Origin of the sequence: Bacillus sp. SRB_8 (genome assembly GCF_003264205.1) — a bacterium.
GTDB classification, from domain to species: Bacteria; Bacillota; Bacilli; order Bacillales; family Bacillaceae_G; genus Bacillus_A; species Bacillus_A mycoides.
The window spans coordinates 122,350-144,491 of sequence record NZ_NADT01000063.1 but is presented as its reverse complement, the minus strand read 5'-3'; the positions used below and the strand labels follow the sequence as shown (position 1 = coordinate 144,491).

Here is a 22,142-nt window from a genome sequence, read left to right as displayed (position 1 = left end):
TACTATAAGGGGATCATATCACTTAGGTGGGCTTGTTTTGTCGAAAGGTTCTTCTGAAAAAAACAATAAAATAGGTGGAACTTTCTAAAGATTCTGTTATATAATAGCAGTAACTTAAATAAACTGTATTAAAACAGATTGAGGGGAGAAATTAAAATTGATGAAAAGAGAAGAACGAAAAAACATGATTGAGTTTATTGAAAAGAAAAAAGGGATTGAACGTGACGAATTATTATTTATGACGGATGATGAAGTAGAGCATATTTATAATGTAACGTACTTTTTATATGAAGAAATAGCAGAGTAGTATAATAAACCCCCACCTTATTAAAAATATAGGGCGGGGGTTTATTTCGTTTTTATACATGAGAATGATTTTCATGTATAATAATGTAAGATTGGAGGAGTTTCACTATGAGTTCATGGCTATTATTCGCACTATTATCAGCAATTGCTGCTGCCCTCGTATCTATTTTCGGAAAGATTGGCTTAGATGGAATCGATGCCAACGTCGCAACAACGGTTCGCTCTATTATTATGGCATTATTTATGGTAGGAGTTATTATTATACAAGGTAAATTTCAAAATATCGGTGATGTCCTCCTAAATAAAAAAGCACTGCTATTTATCACATTAAGTGGAATCGCTGGTGCTTCGTCATGGCTATTTTATTTTCTTGCGTTAAAAACAGGAAAAGTTTCACAAGTAGCACCTATCGATAAATTAAGTGTAGTATTTTCCATTATTCTCGCGATGATTATATTAGGTGAAAAGTTAAACTTTATGACCGGTATTGGTGTAGTCTTTATTACAGCTGGTGTATTATTTATTGCTTTCAGCTAAAAAAACCGCTATTATTAGCGGTTTTTTCTTTTCCTTATGTAAATCCACACAATCAATATTACAATTGCCGAAACTAATAAAATCCATATTCCATAATGATGTAAACTATATTCAACAAAGCGCCACTTCTCTCCCAGTTTCCAACCTAAGCCAATAAAAACACTTATCCAAATTAGTGCACCACCGTAAGCATACAAACAAAATCGCCACAATGTTAAATTTGAAACTCCAGCAAAATATGCTGTTAAATGACGTACTCCCGGTATAAAGTAGCCAATCATTAAAAGAAATGGACCGTATTTTTCAAATAAAATATGTGTTTTTTCAATATGATGTTCCTTAATTCTAACTTTCGGACCATATTTTTTTAAAACAGGGAGCCCAAGTTTTAAACCTAATATGTAACTTAATGTAATGCCAAGCATTGCACCTGCCATTCCACTTAAAAAAGCAGCTGTTCCTGACATAACTCCTTTTGAAATGTTATATCCAATAAAAGTCAATAAAAACTCATCCGGTATAGGTAATCCAACAATCCCGCCAGCTAAAGCTATAATAATTCCAAAATATCCATAATGTGCGATTAACTCGCCAATATGTTGTTCCATTCGGAAGACACATCCTATACACGATCGTTATCCCATATTGTGCCCATTCTATCTTTAAGACAAACATGGTATACATATTCACTATACATTGTTTTTATAATGAACTCTACTTCTATTCCATTCCTTAAATAGAGATTTAATCGGTGGTTTTTTATCCATCCCCACTGATTATTAGCCTGAACCAATCGGGATTTTACGGGCAGCAGGTCTCCCACTTAACTTCCTTGCATTCGCTCAATTTTGGAGTAGGAGTCTTACTGCCTATAAATAGCGAGATAAAAAAATAAAAATTCATAGGCTTATTTTTTTGTTACAATAAAGGGAAGTTACTTTTTGCAACGGTTTAACTCTCAAGAAAAATGATATATCTAGCAAAAACATAGTTTGGTCTATATAATGCAACTTCTACCTATTAGAGTAACATGCACCCTTTTACATACAACATCATTTTTCTAAATTATACAGGGGGAACGAACATGACCATTGAAAAACAATTTATCCAAAAGATTTACTATAAAACATTTTTAACAGAAGACTCTTCCATTCCGGTAGCGGAAGTACTCGGTGAAGCATATATAAATGAATCAAAAAATGAATTCTCCAATATATCTAATATTCGCTTTGCACAAGGTGAAGTTTATTTTCAAACTAACGACTTTGAAGCCGCTATATTCAAATGGGAGAAAGTAAATAATGAACTTGCTCTCTGGGCTATGAAGAATATTGCAGATGCTTATTTCGAATTAGATTTCTTGCCAAAAGCAGAAGAAATTTATACATCTATCCAAACAGAAGATACAACTCTTACAATGGAAGTTTCCCTACAACTTCTTTCCCTTTATATAGAGCAAAATCGTTTAGGACTAGCATTTAAGACGATTAGCGAGGCTGTTGCATTTCAACCAGACTATCCAAATATTACTGCAATCGCTCGATCGTTCTATGAAAAACAAGAAGATTGGAATAATGCTATTGAACTCGCTGTTCAAGAAGGAATTCGAACAAAATCATTACACTGGTTCGATACTTTAATCAATTATGTGAACAGAGGCTTTACTAAAAAAATTAAACCTGAGTATTTCTATGAATCTTTAAAAGCCTTATATACAATTGATCAAGTTCAATTTAAAGAGCTTGTTATCTCACTTTGGAACAGCTATGAAAATGAATCATTCCATCTCCCTTGGATTCAAACAATAAATCACCTATTCTTACATGTTGAAGTAGATGCTCATGACGATTGGAATGAACTTTCTACTCGCTATCAAGAGACGTACTTCGAATTGATTACTGGACAACATTTCATGCACGAATTACAAGGACTTGTACCAGATTTATTAACAAATTGGTTTAGTTTAATGAGAGCGGAAGATTCTTTACTTGTCTCCGCAGCAGTATTAGCATGGAATGAAGTTTCACCGACAACTCTAGAATCATTACTCGTAAAAAGCGCAGGTGCCTTACTTTCAAATGCATCAGCTCATGCAAACGTTGATATGGCAGACGTATCAGTATTATTTGAAACGATTGCTGTATGGGCTGAGAAGAATGATGTAGATTTAGGTCATCAATTCACACTACTTGTTCGTGAGTTATACGATTTAACTGTTACACAACTTCTAGTAGCAGGAGCTAGCGATTATGATAAATCAGCCTTTATTAACTCTATACTAGGAGAAAATATATTAAATGAGGCTATAACAACTTCAATTACATTTAAAGATGATAGTCAAACTAAAATAACTGAGCTTACAGAACTAGATATACGAAATATACCAAACTTTGACGAACTTCATAACATACTAGCGGTACCTTCTCAGTCAAAACTAGAAAGAAAATGTATTGAAGTTAAATTACCAAGTAGATTTTTACGAAAAAATAAGTTTTCATTCCTTGTCACACCTACTGTGCATGGACAACTTGACAAAAACAGCTCTCACTTTGAATACTTACAGGCAGCAGATAGTCTCATCTATGTCCTAAATTCAGCTTCACCATTACATGATGAAGAGCTCGATACATTATTATATATTCGTGAGCAAGTACCAAATTTACAAATTAAATTCGTCTTACAAACAATTGATACGAATACTAGTGAAAATATCACGAACAGCATTAAAAAGAAAATACTCGTACATTTCCCAGAAGCACACTTTTTCCCTTACTCTCCTTCACAAGAGAGTAGTGAACAGCTAGGTAACGTAACAGACTCTATTCTTTCTAACCTTACTAAGCGTAACGTGGAAAAAGAACGCATTGAAAAATTATTATGGTTTATCCAAAAAACAATTGCATACCTTGTAAATGAACGTGTGGAATTAGAAAATACGTTAGTGAAATCCGTTCGCTGGAATAAACATATTTTAGTAAAACTTGATGGTTTTATTAATAATCTTACTGCCATTCAAAAAGATAAAATTCGTTCTATTACAGAATCTTATCTCTTAACGAAAGAAGAGATTACGCAGGATATACATTCTCAAATTCCTGAATTGTTGCAGAGTTGCTCTGACCTCGTTCAAGAAGATAGTGATTTCAAACTGGTCCATGAAGAACTAAATGTAGCAATGAATGAAAGAATTCAAAAACATGTACAGCAAGTGCTTCTTCCTAAATTTACTGGGTCTATTCAAGAATGGATTGAAACTGCTCATAATGAATTCATTCAAGCTCAAGCTTATTTAGATGAAATGAGCGATACCTTTAATAAGCTCTATGAGGAAGAGCGTATTAAACTTCCTTGTGATTTCAAATTACTAGATGACTGGGATAGAGATGTTGCAAGAATGACGAATAGAATTACAGTAGCTAACATCAATATTTTATTACGCTTTACACCGACACAATTTTTCTTAAAGAGTGCAGGGAAATTATTCGGTAATATGCAAAAAAATCAATCTATGCTATCAAATAAATATAAACAATATATTGAAACAGAAGATTATACAGAAGTTGCTCAGATGATTTCAAAACAATTCTTCCTTCAATTTGAAGTATTTGAAGGTGCGCTAGAACGGGATATCATGATGTTCTTTAAAGACCCTCTTAGCATATTGAAACAAACCGTAGAAGCGGCCCAACTTGAAATACAAGAAGATGAGCAAACATTAACAAAGCTAAGAACAAACCCAGAAACTTATCATGATCCTTTAACACTCTTTAAATTGCAATTGTTACAACGAAAATTCATGTTAAATATCGACCAAAATAATGAACATATTGCTTCACAAGAAACAATAAATAAAACACCAACTGTTTAAATAAGAAAAACCAAGCAACTAATTCGCTTGGTTTTTCTTATTTTTAATCTACAATTTTCACATGTTCAAATGGATAATATATCGCCATGAACTTTCCTAATACTTCTGTTCTATCAATGAGCCCTAAGCCGTTCCTACTATCCCTACTAACTAAACGATTATCTCCCATCACAAAAATTTTATTTTTAGGAATTGTAATCGGTCCAAAATCTTCAGTTAAATTGATAAGTAATTTTTCTGCCTGTTTTTTATTATTCTTTAAATACTCTTCATTTTTCACTTGATGATTAACATATAATTGATCATTCTTCATCTCAATTACATCTCCTGGTAATCCAATAACTCTCTTCACATAGAAATTATCTGTCTTCACGACAATAATATCCTCTCTCTCATAACTTTCAAATCTCTTTGCAAGTTTATTAATAATTACTTTATCTCCATCTTGTAACGTCGGCCTCATCGATGCTCCTTTTACAGTCGTAGGGAAAAACAAAAAGATTTTTGCCAAAAACACTAATAAACATGCAATTGCAATTACTTCAAAGAATTCACGCAAACATTTTTTCTTTTGCATCATTCCACCATCTCATCATCTTTTTATTTTTATTATAAGTACTCCGACTGGTTAATTTCCACAAAATTCTGAATTATAACATTAGAATATTACAAATATAAAAATAACAATCCCTATAAATTCACTATTTTTATATACTATGTTTTCCATCTATCAAACAGGACTTTTCCTATGAAATTTATGCTTAGAAAGTATAAGATACTGCACAAATTAAACAAACAAATATAATAGCATAGCAATAAAAAAGATACTCTCAAAATAGTCTATCAACTATTTTTGAGAGTATCTTTTTATAATCCTACATATACAATACACATCTGCGCTGCGACATATGTAAACCAAATCCAAAGCGGTTCATACTTCAGTTTGCGCCCTCCGATATCTGTCACGCCGATAATAAAATCAGAAATCACAAACAGTAAACCACCAAGTGCTGGTATCCACCATATTCCTATATTCTCGTAATATAAGGCGAATGCAAAACATGCCATTCCTCCAACCCACAAACCGTAAATTAGAGCGCCTATTGTAAAAAGTTTGTCTTGTTTTTCATTTCGAATAAAGAAAAACCACCCTATAATTAGAAAGAGTCCGTATACGAATAAACCGATCCAAAAACCATTCCATGAAATACCTGTTTGTAAAAATGCTTTCACATAGAAACAATGTGCAAGAGCGAAAGTAACCATTCCTCCAATTAATCGATGACCAATTGGAATTAATCCTGCCATAAATAAATCCCCTACAGTTGATAAAGTCATACCGAGTGCAACCCACGTACTGTACTCAGCCGATGGATCTTGTAACCATATCCAAATTGCACTTCCTGTTAAAGAAAAACTAAGAATAAGACGAACTGCTAAAGGTAACGGCATATTATTTCTCGTTCTCTTCGTCTGTCCTATTGCATAAATTGCTCCCATTAAAAAAAGAATAATTTGCCCGACTAACACAATGTAAAGTACATTCATAATATGTTCTCCTCAATAAATGCTTTATTCTATCCTTTTTCGTTACATATATCACGTTCTCCTTTTTCTATGTAAAAAAAGAAGAACAATACTGTTCTTCCATTTTAATCGTTTTTCTGTTCTCTATGCTACTTGTTTTTCTTGCTCAACTTTCTTTTTAACCGGGTTACGATTTACTACAATAATTCCCGCTGCGACACATGCTAAACCAAATAGTACAAAGGAATGGATTGCTTCCCCTAAAATTAGACTTGATAGTAGCACACCAAACACTGGTATAAAGAACATATACATCGAGACTTTCCCTACTTTGTTATACTTCATAATTGTATTCCATATACAGAATCCGGCTGCTGATAAGAACGATAAATATATGAGCATAAGTATTGCATGTAGATTAAATGTGAATGGCATCATTCCAACTTGAAATGCACCTATACATAGCAACCCAATTGATCCGAAAATCATCTGATATGCTGTCATATACCCAATATCTAATGTTTTACTACCTTCTTTCGCTAATATGTTTCCATACGAATACATCATGGCTGCCCCAAGAAGTAATAAGCTACCTATTCCAAAATGAAATGATAAACTTCCATCACTCGGTACATTCACTAAAATCACACCGCAAAAACCGATAGCTACTCCAATTACTTTTCGCCTATTTAGAGCATCATCTTTATATAAAAAGTGTGCGAGTAAAATTTGAAAGAATGATGATGTTCCTGAAATAATCGCTCCTTCAATTCCTGAGCTGTAACTCATTCCAATATAAAAACATATATATTGAAGAAAAGTTTGAAACAAGCCAATTTGAACTAACTGCTTTCCTGTTCCTTTTTTGAACTTCATATCTTTTCCTAACGCTTTAAAAAATAATAAGAGCATTACACCAGATAAGAAAAAGCGATAGCCAGCAAATAATATTTGTTCCCCGACTTCTTGTGGCTGAATTCCAAGTTCAGCATAGCTTAATTTAATAAAGGGAAATGCGCTTCCCCATAAAAATGTTGCTACTATTGCAGCAATAAACACGCCAATCGGATGGGTAAAAAATTTCTCTGTCTTCAACTTGATGTCTTCCTTTCCGATCTTTTTATGAACAATATTCATATATACCAAAGGAAATGCGAAAACACAAGTTTTCAGTTTATCCCGCTATTCGCCGGGCAGTAAAAGCCCGATTGGCAAGGGCTAATAATCAGCGTGGGATGAACAAAACCCCCTCTAATTAAAGTTTCACTTTATACTAAAACAAAAACATATCATCTAAGAAAAACATATGCTATACTATAGAATAATTACAACATAATAACTATTAAAATCAGATTCAACAGAAATGCTGCTATCCATTATGGATGGCAGCTTTCGTCGTTTTATAGGGGTTTCGATTTTGATTCTTTTTCTCAATAAGAATTCGGAAGGAGCGAGTAGTAATGAACGCAGAAGTAAAAACATTACAAGCACAAAAAGATATTTCTAATCCCTCTTTATGGGATACATTAAAGAAACATTATGAACTTATATTTGCAATCGCATCTGGTATTTTTATTTTAGCTGGTTGGTTATTCACAAAAAATAATGCAATAAGTGCAGGTATTACTTTATATATCCTTGCTTATGTAATTGGAGGATTTGCAAAAGCGAAAGAAGGTATTGAAGACACAATTGAAGAGAAAGAGCTAAATGTTGAAATGCTCATGATTTTTGCAGCTATCGGTGCCGCAGTTATTGGTTACTGGGCAGAGGGTGCTATTTTAATCTTCATCTTTGCATTAAGCGGAGCAATGGAATCTTATACATTAAGTAAAAGCCAAAAAGAAATTTCAGCGCTTCTTGATCTACAACCTGAAGAAGCATTACGTATTTCAAACGGAATTGAGGAACGTGTTCCAGTTGAACAATTACAAATTAACGATATTATTTTAATTAAGCCAGGTGAGCGTGTTCCTGCTGATGGCACAATTCATACTGGTGAAACAAATATTGATGAAGCTGCTATTACAGGAGAACCCATTCCGAATGAGAAAAAATTCGGCGATGAAGTATTTGCCGGCACTGTAAATTTACGTGGTGCTATTGAAGTTAAAATTACGAAGCCGAGCGATCAAACATTATTCCAAAAGATTATTCGTCTCGTTCAAAGTGCACAAAGCGAAAAATCCCCATCACAACTATTCATCGAAAAATTTGAAGGAACATACGTAAAAGGTGTACTACTTGTTGTTGCGCTTATGATGTTTGTTCCTCATTTCTTACTTGATTGGAGTTGGAATGAAACGTTTTATCGCGCGATGATTTTACTTGTAGTCGCTTCTCCTTGTGCGCTAGTTGCAGCCATTACACCGGCAACTTTATCAGCAATTTCAAACGGAGCGAGAAACGGTATTCTCTTTAAAGGTGGTATTCATTTAGAACGTCTAGCTTCAGTAAAGGCGATTGCCTTTGATAAAACAGGAACATTAACACAAGGAAAACCTACTGTAACAGATGTATATGTTCGAGAAGGCATAGCAGAAAGTGAAGTACTTTCTATTACAGCAGCGATTGAAAGTCACTCTACACATCCTTTAGCAGAAGCGATTGTTAAATATGCAAAACATGCTTACGACATTACGATAAAAAAACCAGAAAACGTTGAAGATGTAACTGGTTTTGGATTAAAAGGAATATTAGAAAACAAATCTTATAAAATTGGTAAAGCTGATTTTATTGGAGAAGAAACAAAGACATTTCATAATGGCATTTCTGCTTCACTTGAAAAAGAGGGGAAAACTGTCGTTTATATTAGTGATGAGGATGGTATTCTTGGACTGATCGCTTTAAAAGATACCCTTCGCCAAGAAACGATAGCGGCTATTCGTGATTTGCAAAGCATTGGTGTCGAAGCAATCATGATTACTGGTGATAATGAAGAAACAGCAAAAGCAATTGCCAATGAAAGTAATATAAAAGAATATTACGCATCATGTTTACCGGAAACAAAAGTTGAAACGATAAAGCAGTTAAAAGAAAAGTACGGCATAGTCGCCATGGTTGGAGATGGTATAAACGATGCACCTGCACTCGCTACTTCTAGTATTGGTGTTGCAATGGGTGAAGGAACAGACGTAGCATTAGAGACTGCAGACGTTGTTCTTATGAAAAACGAATTATCTCGTCTCTCTCAAGCAATCCGTTTATCAAAACGAATGAACCGTATTGTGAAGCAAAACGTTATCTTCTCTTTAGCTGTTATTGCAATGCTGATTTGTTCTAATTTCTTGCAGTTTTTAGCTCTTCCATTCGGTGTTATTGGACATGAAGGAAGTACCATTCTTGTAATCTTGAATGGCTTACGATTATTAAAAGGAAATAAGTAACGGGTCCCTGATAAAGGACCCGTTTTTTTTAATGGTAGCTATTGTGACCGTTCGCACTACTGCTCGTTTTATGCTTTGGATGCGAACTGCTCTTTTGTTTATTATTACTTTTATTATTGTGGTTCTTTTTATTATTACTCATGAAATATCCCCCCTGTTCCCTTTTATTATGGAACAAGAGCTCATTTTTCATTACGGGAATTATTGTCACCCGTTCTATAATGATGGAGTAAACCATTAATTTCACCGCCAAGTAAAATTACCCACGCAGTTAAGTAAAACCATAACATTAAAATAATGATACCACCGAGACCACCATATGTATTAGCGTAATTTGCAAATTTATCTACATAATAGGCAAATGAGTACGATACCACAATCCATCCTACAGTAGCAAATATTGCTCCCGATATGACTTCTCTTCGCTTTAATTTCCGATCAGGCGCAAATGTATATAAAAAGCTAAACAAAGCGATTAAGACAAAGAAACTTGCTACTAAACGCGTAATACTCCAAACATAAGAAAAACTATCCGATAAACCAATTGCTTTAAACACGGCTGCCCCAATCACTTGTCCAAATACTGGGACGATTAGTGCAAACACAATCATAAAAATTATCGCTAACGTGAACACGATAGATAAAGCTCTTGTTTTAATAAAGGAACGGGTTTCTGTTACATCATAAGCGCGGTTAAAAGCGTTCATAACCGCATTCACCCCGTTTGAAGCAAACCATAACATCGATAGTAAACCGAATGATAATAAACCACCATTTTGTTCGTTTACAACTTTATCTACGTTTACTTCAATTAAGTTCATCGCATCTTCTGGTACGTACGGTTCTAATAAATTGAGCACACTTTCTGTTTGAAGGTCAATAAAGCCAAGAAGCGTAATTAAGAAAACAAGCCCAGGGAAAATCGCAAGCAAGAAGAAATAAGCGAGCTGTGCTGCTAAGCCCGCTACATCATCGCGCATCGTCCGGTCATATAAATCTTTCCCTAACGAAAAAGTGCGATTTCTTTTTGCTTTTTCTAGAAATTTCCTCATATTTTTTAGACGCTTTTCTTCTCTTCTTTATTTTGCTTTAGCTCAATGTATGCTTCAGTTTTTTTTTCCTCTGCATTTGAGTCCTTCATAAATAATTCACGCGCTTCTTTCATACCACCATCTTCAGCTACTACTGGCTCTTCTTCTGCTTTAAGCTCATCTTCCTTTGGAGATACAGCTTGAATTTCAATCGTTTCCGGCTTTTCTACTGGCACGATTTTTTTCTTACTAAAAATTTCTTTCGTTTCTTTTAACGTTTCTACAACAGACGGCGTCAATTTTTTGATTTCTGCTACTTTCGCTTTTACTACATTGAAATCAGCAAGTTCGCGTCCTTTATCTGTAACAGTTTGCACTTTTTCTTTTATCTTCGAATTTTCACCAATTTCAATCATCTTTGTTTTTGCTTTTTCTGCCGTGTTTTTTACTTTTTCACGGTTTTCTTTCTTTAGCATAGATACAGCTACACCTGCAGCTACACCAATCGCAATGTTTCGAGCAATATTATTTTTCTTTGCCATATTCCTTCACCCTTTCATTTCTTATATTAGAAAGTATTACTTTCTAAGCTTCCTCATATTCCTTGTTCATTTCGAATGAAAGCTACTAGCTTTGCACACCCTTCTGTTACAAGGTCATACACTTCTTGGAAGTTCCCTGTAAAGTAAGGGTCAGGAACGTCTGTCCAGCCACCGTCTGGAACAAAATCGGACAGTCTACCAATATAGCCTTCAGTTTTACCAAAACTTTTTAAATCCGCTATATTCTTGTTGTCCATGGCAATAATATAATCAAACTTTGTTAAGTCTTCTTTTTCTACTTGCCGTGCTTTAATTCCTTCAAAAGAGACTTCATTTTCTTTTTAAATTTTTTTTGTTCCTTTATGTGGTGGATGACCAATATGCCAATCTCCAGTTCCTGCAGAATCAATGACAATTTTCTCTTCGAGTCCCTCTTTTACGACAAGATCCCGAAAAATTGCTTCTGCCATTGGAGAACGACAAATGTTCCCAAGACAAACAAACAATACTCGGACCATATTTTTGTTTCTTCCCTTCTTGGTGCATTTCTTACTATATACTTATATAGTATAAACAACCAATTATTAATTATAAAGGAAATCCCTACTAATTTAATAGGATTGAAAAGTTTCATTAACGAAAATGATAAAAAAATGTTAAGATAACCTTATGTTATTTTAAAGGGGGACACTTCGGTGGATTTATCCGTAAAATCAGAAGCAAACGTTGAATATATGGTAGAAGCTATTAAAGAAAAATTACGCATGGTTAATGCTGGAGCAATGAGAGCTGCTAGTTTTAACGAAGAAATGTACGAGGACTTACGTGACATTTATGAGCACGTTATGAAACGTGAAACATTCAGTATTAGTGAAATGCAAGCTATTACTGAGGAATTAGGTACATTAATTAAAAAATGACAAAGAGCCTCAAGTATTCGAGGCTCTTTTAATTTCAACAAATTCATGACAACTCTTCTCTTTTCCTCCTCACATTCTAAATTACTGTACAATGAAAGTAGAACCTCACCTTAGATTTTTTCTCCATACATACTACTCTCAAAAAATTGCCACACTACCATTGCTAACTGTTTTTACTGGAGGTGCTTACTTATGAGCAATTGGTACAGTAAGACGAAAAATCAAACATTAATCGACCTAGAAACAAATGAACAACACGGTTTAACAGATAAAATCGTAAATGAACGTTTAAAGCAATATGGTTCTAATGAATTAGCTACCAAACAAAAACGTACTTTATGGCAGCGCGTTTTCGCCCAAATTAATGACGTCCTCGTGTATGTCCTTATTATCGCTTCCCTTATTTCCGCCTTTGTAGGTGAATGGGCCGATGCAAGTATTATCGCGCTCGTTGTAGTTTTAAATGCTGTTATCGGTGTAATCCAAGAATCGAAAGCGGAACAGGCTTTAGAAGCATTGAAAAAGATGGCAACACCTAAAGCTATCGTAAAGCGAGATGGTGAACTAAAAGAGATTCCATCTGAGCACGTCGTTCCAGGTGATATCGTCATGCTTGATGCCGGGCGGTATATCCCCTGCGATTTACGACTTATCGAAACTGCGAATTTAAAAATTGAAGAATCTGCTCTAACTGGTGAATCTGTCCCTGTAGATAAAGATGCAGTCTACCACCCTTCCATGCAAAATGATGAGCAAGTACCATTAGGTGATCAAAAAAACATGGCCTTTATGTCGACGTTAGTAACATACGGACGTGGCATCGGTGTTGCTGTTGAAACTGGGATGCATTCACAAATTGGCAAGATCGCTACCCTTTTACATGAAGCAGACGATGATATGACACCACTTCAAAAAAGCTTAGCACAAGTAGGAAAATATTTAGGATTTGTCGCTGTAGCTATTTGCACTACTATGTTTCTCATCGGTTTTTTACAGGGCCGGGATACGTTAGAAATGTTTATGACCGCAATTAGTTTAGCTGTTGCAGCCATTCCAGAAGGCTTACCAGCTATCGTTTCCATCGTTCTTGCAATTGGTGTTCAGCGTATGATTAAACAAAACGTTATCATTCGTAAACTACCAGCTGTTGAAGCTCTCGGTTCTGTCACAATTATTTGTTCAGATAAAACAGGTACATTAACTCAAAATAAAATGACCGTTACTCACTTTTATAGTGATCGCACATACGACCAGCTAGAAAATTTGAATGTAAATAATGATGCACACCGTCTATTATTAGAAAATATGGTTTTATGTAACGATGCCTCTTACGGTGCCGACTCACAAACAGGGGATCCTACAGAAATTGCCCTTCTTGTTGCCGGAAGCTCTTTTAACATTCAAAAAGATCATTTAGAAAATAAACATGAACGTGTTAACGAATTGCCTTTCGATTCTGATCGTAAAATGATGTCAACTGTACATACGTACGATGAAGGCTACTATAGCATGACGAAAGGTGCTATTGATAAACTTTTACCTCACTGTACCCATATCTTTATAAATAATAAACTTGAGGTCCTAAAAGATTCTGATAAAAATCAAATATTAGAAGCTGCCGGGTCAATGTCGCAAGAAGCATTAAGAGTACTTTCATTCGCATATAAACGATACGACTTAAACGATATGGATATAAATCATCTCGAAGAAAATCTCATCTTTATCGGTCTTGTTGGTATGATTGATCCACCACGTACAGAAGTAAAAGATTCAATTACAGAATGTAAAAAGGCTGGTATTCGCACAGTTATGATTACGGGTGATCATAAGGATACCGCCTTTGCAATTGCCAAAGAACTTGGCATTGCTGAAGAAATATCTGAAATCATGATTGGAACTGAATTAGATAACATTCCAGATACAGAACTAGCAAGTAAAATTAATCACTTAAATGTATTCGCTAGGGTCTCTCCAGAACATAAAGTGAAGATTATAAAAGCATTACGTGCTAAAGGAAATATCGTTTCCATGACTGGTGACGGTGTAAATGATGCTCCATCTTTAAAACAAGCAGATGTTGGAGTAGCAATGGGAATTACAGGAACAGATGTCGCAAAAGGTGCAGCAGATGTAGTTTTAACAGATGATAACTTCTCATCTATTGTGAAAGCTGTTGAAGAAGGAAGAAATATTTATCGTAATATTAAAAAGTCTATTCTCTTCCTACTCTCTTGTAACTTCGGCGAAATTATAGCTCTCTTTTTAGCTATTTTACTCGGCTGGGCAACACCACTACGCCCTATTCACATTTTGTGGGTAAATTTAATTACAGATACACTGCCTGCATTATCACTCGGTGTTGATCCTGAAGATCCAGATGTGATGAAGGAAAAACCACGACATGCGAAAGAAAGCTTATTTAGCGGCAGCGTTCCTTTTCTTATTTTCAATGGGGTTGTAATTGGACTTCTTACTTTAACAGCCTTTATCGTTGGGGCAAAGCTCTATACAGGAGATACAAATTTATTTCCTCTCTTCCCAGAGCAAATTGATGAAGACGCGCTATTACACGCTCAAACGATGGCATTTGTCGTTCTTAGTTTCTCTCAACTCGTTCATTCATTTAACTTACGTTCAAGAACGAAATCAATTTTTTCAATTGGGATATTTACAAATAAATATTTAGTCTTCTCACTTCTAATCGGTGTTCTTATGCAAGTGTGTATTATCTCCATCCCACCTCTTGCCAATATATTTGGTGTGCATGCATTAACAATGCGAGATTGGGGATTTGTTCTCTTGTTAAGTATCATTCCGCTTGTTGTGAATGAAATCATTAAATTATTTAAGAGAAAATAAAAGGCAATGAGGAATATTCCTCATTGCCTTTTTGTTTATCCCGCTATTTGCCGTGCAGTAAGACTCCCACCTCAAAATTCGGCTGGAGCAAAGAAGTTAGGCGGGAGATGAACATCTCCCACTGATTAAAGTTTCACTTTATCCTTGTAATTCTTTTTTGATATTCTCTGTTAATGTAGCCATACGCTTGCGACTTTCTTCACGCTCACGTTTATTTTGCTCTTCAATTTGTTGTGTTTCTTGCATACCTCTTGAAATAATGTTCCAAGTTTCCTCAAGTGTTTCCATCTTAATACTAGAAGAACCTGATAATCTCGCTACTTCCACACTCTGAGTTGCGATATTTTGTGCATTTTTCTTAAGTAATTCATTTGTACGGCGATCAAGTTCAGCCATAGAGTCCGCAACAAGCTTTTGACGTTTCGCATTTACCGCTTGAATGATACCATTTTTAAAGATAGGAATCGTTGTAATAAATGCTGTATTGATTTTACCGATTAATTTATTGTTACCGCGTTGAATCATACGAATTTGTGGTGCCGTTAATAGAGCAACCATACGTGCTTTTTCTAAATCATCAATACGTTGTTCTAAAATTTCAACAGAGTTTTTAAGCGATTCTAATTCAATACCCGCTAACTGATCATTATTACGTATGCGCTCTTCGTACATCGGAACTAACTCTGTATTTAAACGCTCTAATAACATTTCCCCTGCTACTACGTATTTTTCTAAGTCTAAATAATACTTTAAGTTTTGCTCATATAAACCATCTAACGTACCAATTGATTTTTTCATTTCATCTTGATACTTCGTAATTTCTACGTATACTTTATCCATTTCGCGACCCATCGTCTGATACTTACTAAAGATTTGTTCAATCATTTTATCTGCTTTTTTGAACATACGTGAGAAGAAACCACTTTTCTCTTCCGCAAAGTCTTTACTATCAAATCTGTCCATAATTTTACCAAGCTGTTTTAATAATTCACCAGAGTCTTCTACTTTCGATAAAGACATTGTATGTAAAATTTGATCAGCGAAACGTGAAATTTCCATAGAAGGTTCTTTTCCGAGTTCTATTAATTCTAATTGATCTTTAATATCTACTGCGTTATAAATACGTTGCACTTCTGCATCTTGTCTAAGTTGCAAGCGAACATCTTGTGCGGTTTGCTCATTCAATTCTGTTTTCGAATCTAGTACGACTGGGTTATTCATATGGTATTCTCCCTTTCCTTATAAAAATGGACGAAATAGTCCTTTTATTGTTTGTGATAAATTTTTATAGGCTGATGAACCATGAAATTCAAGATCGAAATTAACTTCTTCAAGCCAATGTGAATCAAATGCTCCTGATTCAATATACGGTTCAATATCGTTTCTCCCCGTTGGATTAAAGTGGAATACATCTACTCCAATTTGATTTAAAAATAGTAATAACACAGCATCAGAACGACTTAATTCTCCGCTCTTCTCATTATTAAATATAACAATTTTCGGTACTTCTTGCGAATAATCAAATTTCTCAAGCTGCTCTAAAATGTTCGGTGGTATTTGAGAGAGTTGTGCGAAAACATACAGCGCTACATCTTGTTTCGTCTCTTTCGCAATTGGTTTACACATTTCACTTTCACACGTATGGATCATTGCTTCTGCAATACCATGTTGTAATCCTTCTGGTAAACGCTTATGCGGCCACCAATGGCTGTTCATAATTAAATCCGGATGTAACTTCCCCCCGCGGTCCAATGCATCTCGATAATGATATTGGAAATTCGCTTTTTGTTCTTTCGTAAACGGGAATGTATTAATTAATAAACTGTTATCAAATGATGTAACAGCCTTTAGTCGCTGAAAATATTCTTTATCATTCTTTGAAACACCTGATATTTTTGCAAATAAAGAAGGAATATAAATATGCTTATTTTCAACAAAGAATGTTGGGCGTACAAATGCCTTTTCTTTCGTAATTAAAAAGAGTTCATCGTACGTCGTTTTGAGCGTACGGGCTACAGGTGTATACGAACGGAATTGCCACGGTTTGTATAATAATGAATTATCGTGGTGAAGTACTTGCTCGATTTCTTTTGAAGCTTGATAAGCTACCGTTGCGACGCGTTCACGACGCCGATCAGGAAATGGTTCCAATGAAATACGGCCTGAATGAGATACGACAAAGGTCTTTCCTTCCTCATCTACACTCTCAAATCCATCTTTTCCTTCTGGGTGATAATAAAGCACATCACAGCCGAGCATAATAAGAAAGTATAAGAAATATATACGACTCTCCGTCGCATCACCGTACCAAACGATACGTGGCATTTGTTTCTTATAATTAATCGTAGAGAACCACTTCGCTACGTAATTTTCACTTAATTTAATCATATCGATTAAGAAACGCCGGAATCCTTCTGTTTTTAAAGATTGATTATGTTGTTTCTCATACAATTTCAATACAGAAATAAACGTCGTATGTATATAATGCTGTAAATCAGGATTGTCTACTTGCGGTAATAGTTGTTTTCCAGACAGATGGGCGACAAGCCTATTTACTGTAAGGCCATTCGGTGCTTCTTGATGTAATGTAAAAACCTCTTGAATATGGCGCAGTTTTTCGGGATCAATCACCTTATTTAAATTTTGTTCATGCAAAACCACGATCCCTTTCACTTCGCTATAATCAAATAGCTCATTGAAATATTCATCTACATCATTAGGAACACCAAGAATACGAGTTGCTATATAACTAAACTTCATCTCATTCTCTGTCAGTTCATATTGTGGGCGTTTTTCTAAAAGCGCTTCAAATTGCTTTAAATCTGATTCGTCTTTTAATGCACATGGTTGAAGTGTAAAACGTGAAAACACAACAGTTCACCTCCAAAAACATTTACTTTTTTTATAAAGTCTCTCTTCTATTATAAACTATTTTTAGTTATAAAAAATGGGCGCTCGCATAACGAGCAAACCCATTTCAATTATTTATGATTATTTTTAGTAGCTGCAACTTCTTCTTTAGCTTGTCCAGAATTCTTCATGTAGTGAAGTATAAACGTTGCTCCAAATGCTACAACTAAAATAATAAAGAATAGCGTATGGCTTACTTCAATATGAATAACAGACAGTAACATTTTTGCTGCAATAATTAAGATTAAAATATATGCTGTCGTTTCAAGTTCTGGAATACGCTCTAACAATTTTAAGAATACGCCAGCAATACCGCGCATCATTAAAATACCGAGCATTCCACCTAATAGTAAAATCCAAACTTCATTCGATACACCAAATGCAGCAAGTACACTATCTACAGAGAATGCGATATCCATTAATTCAACCATCGCAACTGTCCCCCAGAAGACACCGAACATTCTGAAGAGAATACTATTTTGGTTCATACCATGAGCTTCCTCTTCTTCTGCATTACCTTTTCTTTTATCAATGAAGTATTTAACTGAAAGCCAAGCTAAGTAAAGTGCACCTAACACTTTTACCCACCATAATTTAATTAAGAACATTCCGATTCCAATTGCAATAAAACGGAATACATAAGCTCCAATCAGTCCATAGAATAATGCTTTTTTTCGTTTTTCTTCTGGAAGATGTTTTACCATTACTGCTAATACGAGTGCATTGTCAGCAGATAATAACCCTTCAAGTACAACAAGTGTACCTATTAACCCCCAAGATACTGGATCTTGTAACACTTTAATCCACATGTCCAAGTCGAAAAACTGAGCATACGTATCAAGGATTCCTTGCAAAATACTCATCTTACCTTTATCCCCTATTCTTTGCTAGATTTATAGAAAGGTCAAAAAAAGGAAACGAATATCGTTTCCCTTCTTATGCATCCAAGCCATACGCTTTTACAAGCGCACCTAATCCACCTTGGAATCCGCTTCCTACTGCACTAAACTTCCACTGTCCATTATGACGATATAATTCACAAAAGACAACTGCTGTTTCAATGGAGAAATCTTCCCCTAAATCAAAACGAAGAACTTCTTCGTTTGTTTCTTCATTTGCTAAACGAACGAATGCATTTGCAACCTGTCCAAAGTTTTGATTACGGCCTTCACCATCATAAATTGTAACTGTAATAGCAATTTTATGAACATCTGCTGGAACCTTTTTCAAATCGACAACAAGTTGCTCATCATCACCGTCACCTGCACCTGTACGGTTATCTCCTGTATGTAAAACTGATTCACAAGGAGACTGTAAATTATTATAGAAAATAAAATCAGTTTCCTTCGTACATTTCCCGTTCGCATCTAATAAAAAGGCAGATGCATCTAAATCGAAATCAGATCCACCATCATAAGATTTAATATCCCATCCAAGACCAATTACTGCTCTTGATAAACCTGGGCTTGTTTTAGCTAAATCAATTTTCTGTCCTTTTTGCAATTGAATAACCATATATATTCACCTCTATATTTTAATTTTTAAAAATATATCCATCAGTAATTACGCGTTTCACTGATGGATATATAAATCTATTACTCTACATCTAAACCAAAGTTATTACATAGAGAACCTAATCCACCTTGGAATCCACTTCCGATTGCATTGAATTTCCATTCACCTGCGTGACGGTATAATTCGCTCACTACTACAGCTGTTTCAATAGAGAAATCTTCTCCTAAATCGTAACGAATTAATTCTGTATTCTTTTCTTCATCCATAATACGTACGAAAGAATTAGAAACTTGTCCGAAGTTTTGGCTGCGGCCTTCTCCATCATAAATTGTAATTGTGAAACAAATACGCTCAATGTTAGCAGGAACATTTTTTAAGTCTATTTTAATTGTTTCATCGTCGCCTTCACCTTCACCTGTACGGTTATCTCCTAAATGCTCTACAGCACCATTCGCACCTTTTGGATTATTATAGAAGACGAAATCCTCTGCACCTGAAACTTTACCGTTAGCACCTACTAAGAAGATACTAACATCTAAATCGAAATCATTTTGTCCGTCATAACGATTCGTATCCCAACCAAGTCCTACAAGAACTTTCGAAAGACCTGGATTTGTTTTTGTTAAGTCTACCTTTTGTCCTTTTTTCAATGAAATAGATGCCATATTATACTATTCCTCCTTGGTTTATTTTATTGGTAACGTGATACAATCTCACTTAAGTTTTTATCTTGTGTTCCTTCTCCCACTGCTGAAAACTTCCATTCGTTTCCGTGTCGGTACATTTCACCTGCAATTAAAGTCATTTTGCCAGCATAATTATCTGACAAGTTATAACGCGCTAATTCTTCACCTGTTTGTGGGTTTTGAATACGAATATATGCATTGCGAATCATCCCAAAGTCTTGACGACGATTTACACAGTCATAAATATTTACAACGAATACTAAACGATTAATACGGCTCGGAACTTTATGTAATTCTACGAAAATTGTTTCGTCGTCACCAGCGCCTTCACCTGTTAAATTATCTCCTGAATGAATAATACTACCACAAGTAGAAAGTTTGTTGCCGAAGTAAACTAGATCATTTTTGTTTAAAAAACGATCCCCTTCTAACATAACGACAGATGCATCACAATCTACACTTGGTTTACTTCCAAATAAAGAAGACAGAAACCCACCTGATTGCCCAATTGGATCCCAGCCTAAGCCAACCTGTAGTTTCGCTACTCTCGGTTGTCCTTTCGTTAAATCAATCTTTTGTCCTTTTTCTAAAATAATAGGCATGAAGTTTCTTCCTTTCTACAAAGCATTTTCCAACTCGGAAAACATTGTATTCTTCTCTTATATTGTAGCATTATTTATCTAATGAGAAAAAGGATAAATTCTTAATTATATGAAAACAGATACTATATTTATTTATACTGATGTAATAAGTGGTAAATAGAGCCAATCATTCCTGCACAATTACCGCTTTGCGCAAGTTTAATCTCACAATTACTATAAATCTCTTGATTTAAGTATGTTCCTATCTCTTCCTTCACTTCATTTAAGAAATCATCTCCTCTTTCAGTAATTCCCCCACCAATAATAATCATTTTCGGATTAAAAATATAAGCAAGATTGCTAATACCAATCGCCAAATGTTTAAAGAAAATCTTCACGGCTTGAGTAACACCGCTATCACCCTTATCATATAATTCGAAAATTGTTTTACCATCCCACTCCTTTTTACCTTTATATCTTCGTACGAGATGAATTAATCCCGAAATTGAGGCAACCTCCTCAAAAGTTTTCCCTTCTATTAACATGTTCCCCCATTCCCCAGCGCCAAACGAATGTCCACGGTATAACTCTCCATTTATAACAATTGCTCCACCAATGCCCGTTCCAAGCGTAAGCATAATAAAATCGCTTTCTCCCCTCCCTGTACCTTTCCATTTCTCGCCTAAGGCTGCACAATTAACATCATTTTCAATAGATACAGGAACTTTTAATACTTCTTGTAATCTCTCAACAATAGAAATATTAGCATAACGCGGAATATGATCCACACCTCCCGTTATAACTCCTTTATCAATATCAACAATTCCCGCTGTACTAATACCAATTCCGGAAATAGTATGTTCAGTCATTAACTTTTTTGATAAATATATAAGCTTTTGAACAATTTGTTCCCCGCCCAAGTGAATTTCTGTTGGGACCTTTTTATGTATTAGTACTACCCCTATTTCTGAAACAATTCCATATTTAATTTGCGTACCACCAATATCAAATGCAATATACTCTTTCATCCGTTACCACTTCCTCTACTATTATGAGTGTAAATTCTCCATCACTCTACTATATTCACATTAACTCTTTTCTCCCTTTAGAAATACACCTCCTTTTTCTTATGAAGTGGACTTGTTCAGTGCCCTCCCTTTTTCTATATATAGTTTTTTTGCATAAAACTCTTTTTCCTATGAAATATTACAAAGGGGTGTATTTTAGATGGAACAATAATTTTTTCTTCAGGAGGAAAACAATGACAAAAATCTTCATTTTAGCATCAACACTTTCTTTATCCTTTTTTAGCGGCTTAAATATTGGTAATGCTGCAACTGAAAACTTCAATCCAATAACAAACGCTATTGTACAAAATAACGATAATTTAGCAGAAGGTAATTCAAAAGATAATAATAAACCTCCAGGAAACAATGGTTCTCAGGACGATAGTGGTTCTGACGGCAATGGTTCT

19 protein-coding genes and 2 pseudogenes are annotated in these 22,142 nt (G+C 34.9%); 7 read left to right on the top strand and 14 right to left on the bottom strand.

From position 1 onward, the window contains the following. Positions 1-160 precede the first annotated feature (160 nt). Positions 161-307, top strand: coding sequence for a BH0509 family protein (locus B5P40_RS30105; protein WP_000817786.1), 147 nt, complete (start codon positions 161-163; stop codon positions 305-307). Positions 308-414: 107 nt separating this feature from the next. Then, entirely contained in the window at positions 415-843 is a 429-nt protein-coding gene (locus B5P40_RS30100) for an EamA family transporter (RefSeq protein WP_002029573.1), read from the top strand. A gap of 14 nt (positions 844-857) precedes the next feature. Here B5P40_RS30100 and B5P40_RS30095 read toward each other — a convergent pair whose 3' ends face one another. Continuing rightward, entirely contained in the window at positions 858-1,451 is a 594-nt protein-coding gene (locus tag B5P40_RS30095) for a DedA family protein (protein WP_002029574.1), read from the bottom strand. 476 nt (positions 1,452-1,927) lie between these two features. On the opposite strand from B5P40_RS30095, the gene B5P40_RS30085 reads away from it, so the two are divergent. Continuing rightward, a complete protein-coding gene (locus tag B5P40_RS30085; protein ID WP_113710413.1) occupies positions 1,928-4,711 on the top strand; it encodes a tetratricopeptide repeat protein in 2,784 nt (927 codons plus the stop codon). Between the two features lie 43 nt (positions 4,712-4,754). Here the strand turns inward: B5P40_RS30085 and lepB are convergent, their stop codons facing one another. From lepB to B5P40_RS30070, 3 genes are all read right to left on the bottom strand, one after another. After that, a complete protein-coding gene (gene lepB, locus B5P40_RS30080) occupies positions 4,755-5,291 on the bottom strand; it encodes a signal peptidase I (protein WP_113710412.1) in 537 nt (178 codons plus the stop codon). A gap of 287 nt (positions 5,292-5,578) precedes the next feature. Further along, entirely contained in the window at positions 5,579-6,259 is a 681-nt protein-coding gene (locus B5P40_RS30075; RefSeq protein WP_002029577.1) for a lysoplasmalogenase, read from the bottom strand. A gap of 123 nt (positions 6,260-6,382) precedes the next feature. Then, on the bottom strand, positions 6,383-7,333 hold the full coding sequence (locus B5P40_RS30070) for a DMT family transporter (RefSeq protein ID WP_002125011.1): 951 nt from the start codon (positions 7,331-7,333) through the stop codon (positions 6,383-6,385). 365 nt (positions 7,334-7,698) lie between these two features. On the opposite strand from B5P40_RS30070, the gene B5P40_RS30065 reads away from it, so the two are divergent. Continuing rightward, the gene (locus B5P40_RS30065) at positions 7,699-9,624 is read left to right on the top strand and encodes a heavy metal translocating P-type ATPase (protein WP_002191834.1); all 1,926 of its coding nucleotides are present in this window, start codon (positions 7,699-7,701) and stop codon (positions 9,622-9,624) included. A 182-nt stretch (positions 9,625-9,806) separates the two neighbouring features. Here the strand turns inward: B5P40_RS30065 and B5P40_RS30060 are convergent, their stop codons facing one another. From B5P40_RS30060 to B5P40_RS30050, 3 genes and pseudogenes are all read right to left on the bottom strand, one after another. Next, positions 9,807-10,676 (bottom strand): YihY/virulence factor BrkB family protein, encoded by an 870-nt coding sequence (locus B5P40_RS30060; RefSeq protein WP_113710411.1) that lies wholly within the window; start codon positions 10,674-10,676, stop codon positions 9,807-9,809. Between the two features lie 5 nt (positions 10,677-10,681). After that, positions 10,682-11,197 carry a DUF4075 domain-containing protein gene (locus tag B5P40_RS30055; RefSeq protein WP_061676179.1) on the bottom strand — a complete coding sequence of 172 codons (516 nt, stop codon included), beginning with the start codon at positions 11,195-11,197 and terminating at the stop codon, positions 10,682-10,684. Between the two features lie 53 nt (positions 11,198-11,250). After that, positions 11,251-11,715 (bottom strand): annotated as a pseudogene (locus B5P40_RS30050) (low molecular weight protein-tyrosine-phosphatase). A 177-nt stretch (positions 11,716-11,892) separates the two neighbouring features. Here B5P40_RS30050 and B5P40_RS30045 point away from each other — a divergent pair. Further along, on the top strand, positions 11,893-12,117 hold the full coding sequence (locus B5P40_RS30045) for a DUF1128 domain-containing protein (RefSeq protein WP_002010236.1): 225 nt from the start codon (positions 11,893-11,895) through the stop codon (positions 12,115-12,117). Positions 12,118-12,309: 192 nt separating this feature from the next. Continuing rightward, a complete protein-coding gene (locus B5P40_RS30040) occupies positions 12,310-14,976 on the top strand; it encodes a cation-translocating P-type ATPase (RefSeq protein WP_113710410.1) in 2,667 nt (888 codons plus the stop codon). 138 nt (positions 14,977-15,114) lie between these two features. On the opposite strand, the gene B5P40_RS30035 is transcribed toward B5P40_RS30040, so the two are convergent. The 7 genes from B5P40_RS30035 to B5P40_RS30005 all read right to left on the bottom strand — a co-directional run bounded on the left by B5P40_RS30035 (position 15,115) and on the right by B5P40_RS30005 (position 21,696). Continuing rightward, positions 15,115-16,197, bottom strand: coding sequence for a toxic anion resistance protein (locus B5P40_RS30035; RefSeq protein ID WP_002029585.1), 1,083 nt, complete (start codon positions 16,195-16,197; stop codon positions 15,115-15,117). 18 nt (positions 16,198-16,215) lie between these two features. Beyond that, a complete protein-coding gene (locus tag B5P40_RS30030; RefSeq protein ID WP_002140256.1) occupies positions 16,216-17,847 on the bottom strand; it encodes a YceG family protein in 1,632 nt (543 codons plus the stop codon). A 110-nt stretch (positions 17,848-17,957) separates the two neighbouring features. After that, complete coding sequence (locus B5P40_RS30025) at positions 17,958-18,749, bottom strand: TerC family protein (RefSeq protein ID WP_113710409.1); 792 nt, start codon at positions 18,747-18,749, stop codon at positions 17,958-17,960. Positions 18,750-18,822: 73 nt separating this feature from the next. Further along, a complete protein-coding gene (locus B5P40_RS30020; RefSeq protein WP_002091197.1) occupies positions 18,823-19,401 on the bottom strand; it encodes a TerD family protein in 579 nt (192 codons plus the stop codon). 80 nt (positions 19,402-19,481) lie between these two features. Continuing rightward, complete coding sequence (locus B5P40_RS30015; protein WP_113710408.1) at positions 19,482-20,066, bottom strand: TerD family protein; 585 nt, start codon at positions 20,064-20,066, stop codon at positions 19,482-19,484. Between the two features lie 26 nt (positions 20,067-20,092). Further along, positions 20,093-20,689: a TerD family protein gene (locus B5P40_RS30010; RefSeq protein ID WP_002091200.1), complete on the bottom strand. Its 597-nt coding sequence runs from the start codon at positions 20,687-20,689 to the stop codon at positions 20,093-20,095. A gap of 128 nt (positions 20,690-20,817) precedes the next feature. Further along, positions 20,818-21,696 (bottom strand): ROK family protein, encoded by an 879-nt coding sequence (locus B5P40_RS30005; RefSeq protein ID WP_113710407.1) that lies wholly within the window; start codon positions 21,694-21,696, stop codon positions 20,818-20,820. Between the two features lie 233 nt (positions 21,697-21,929). On the opposite strand from B5P40_RS30005, the pseudogene B5P40_RS30000 reads away from it, so the two are divergent. Then, positions 21,930-22,142, top strand: a pseudogene (locus B5P40_RS30000) (cell wall anchor protein); the annotation flags it as partial.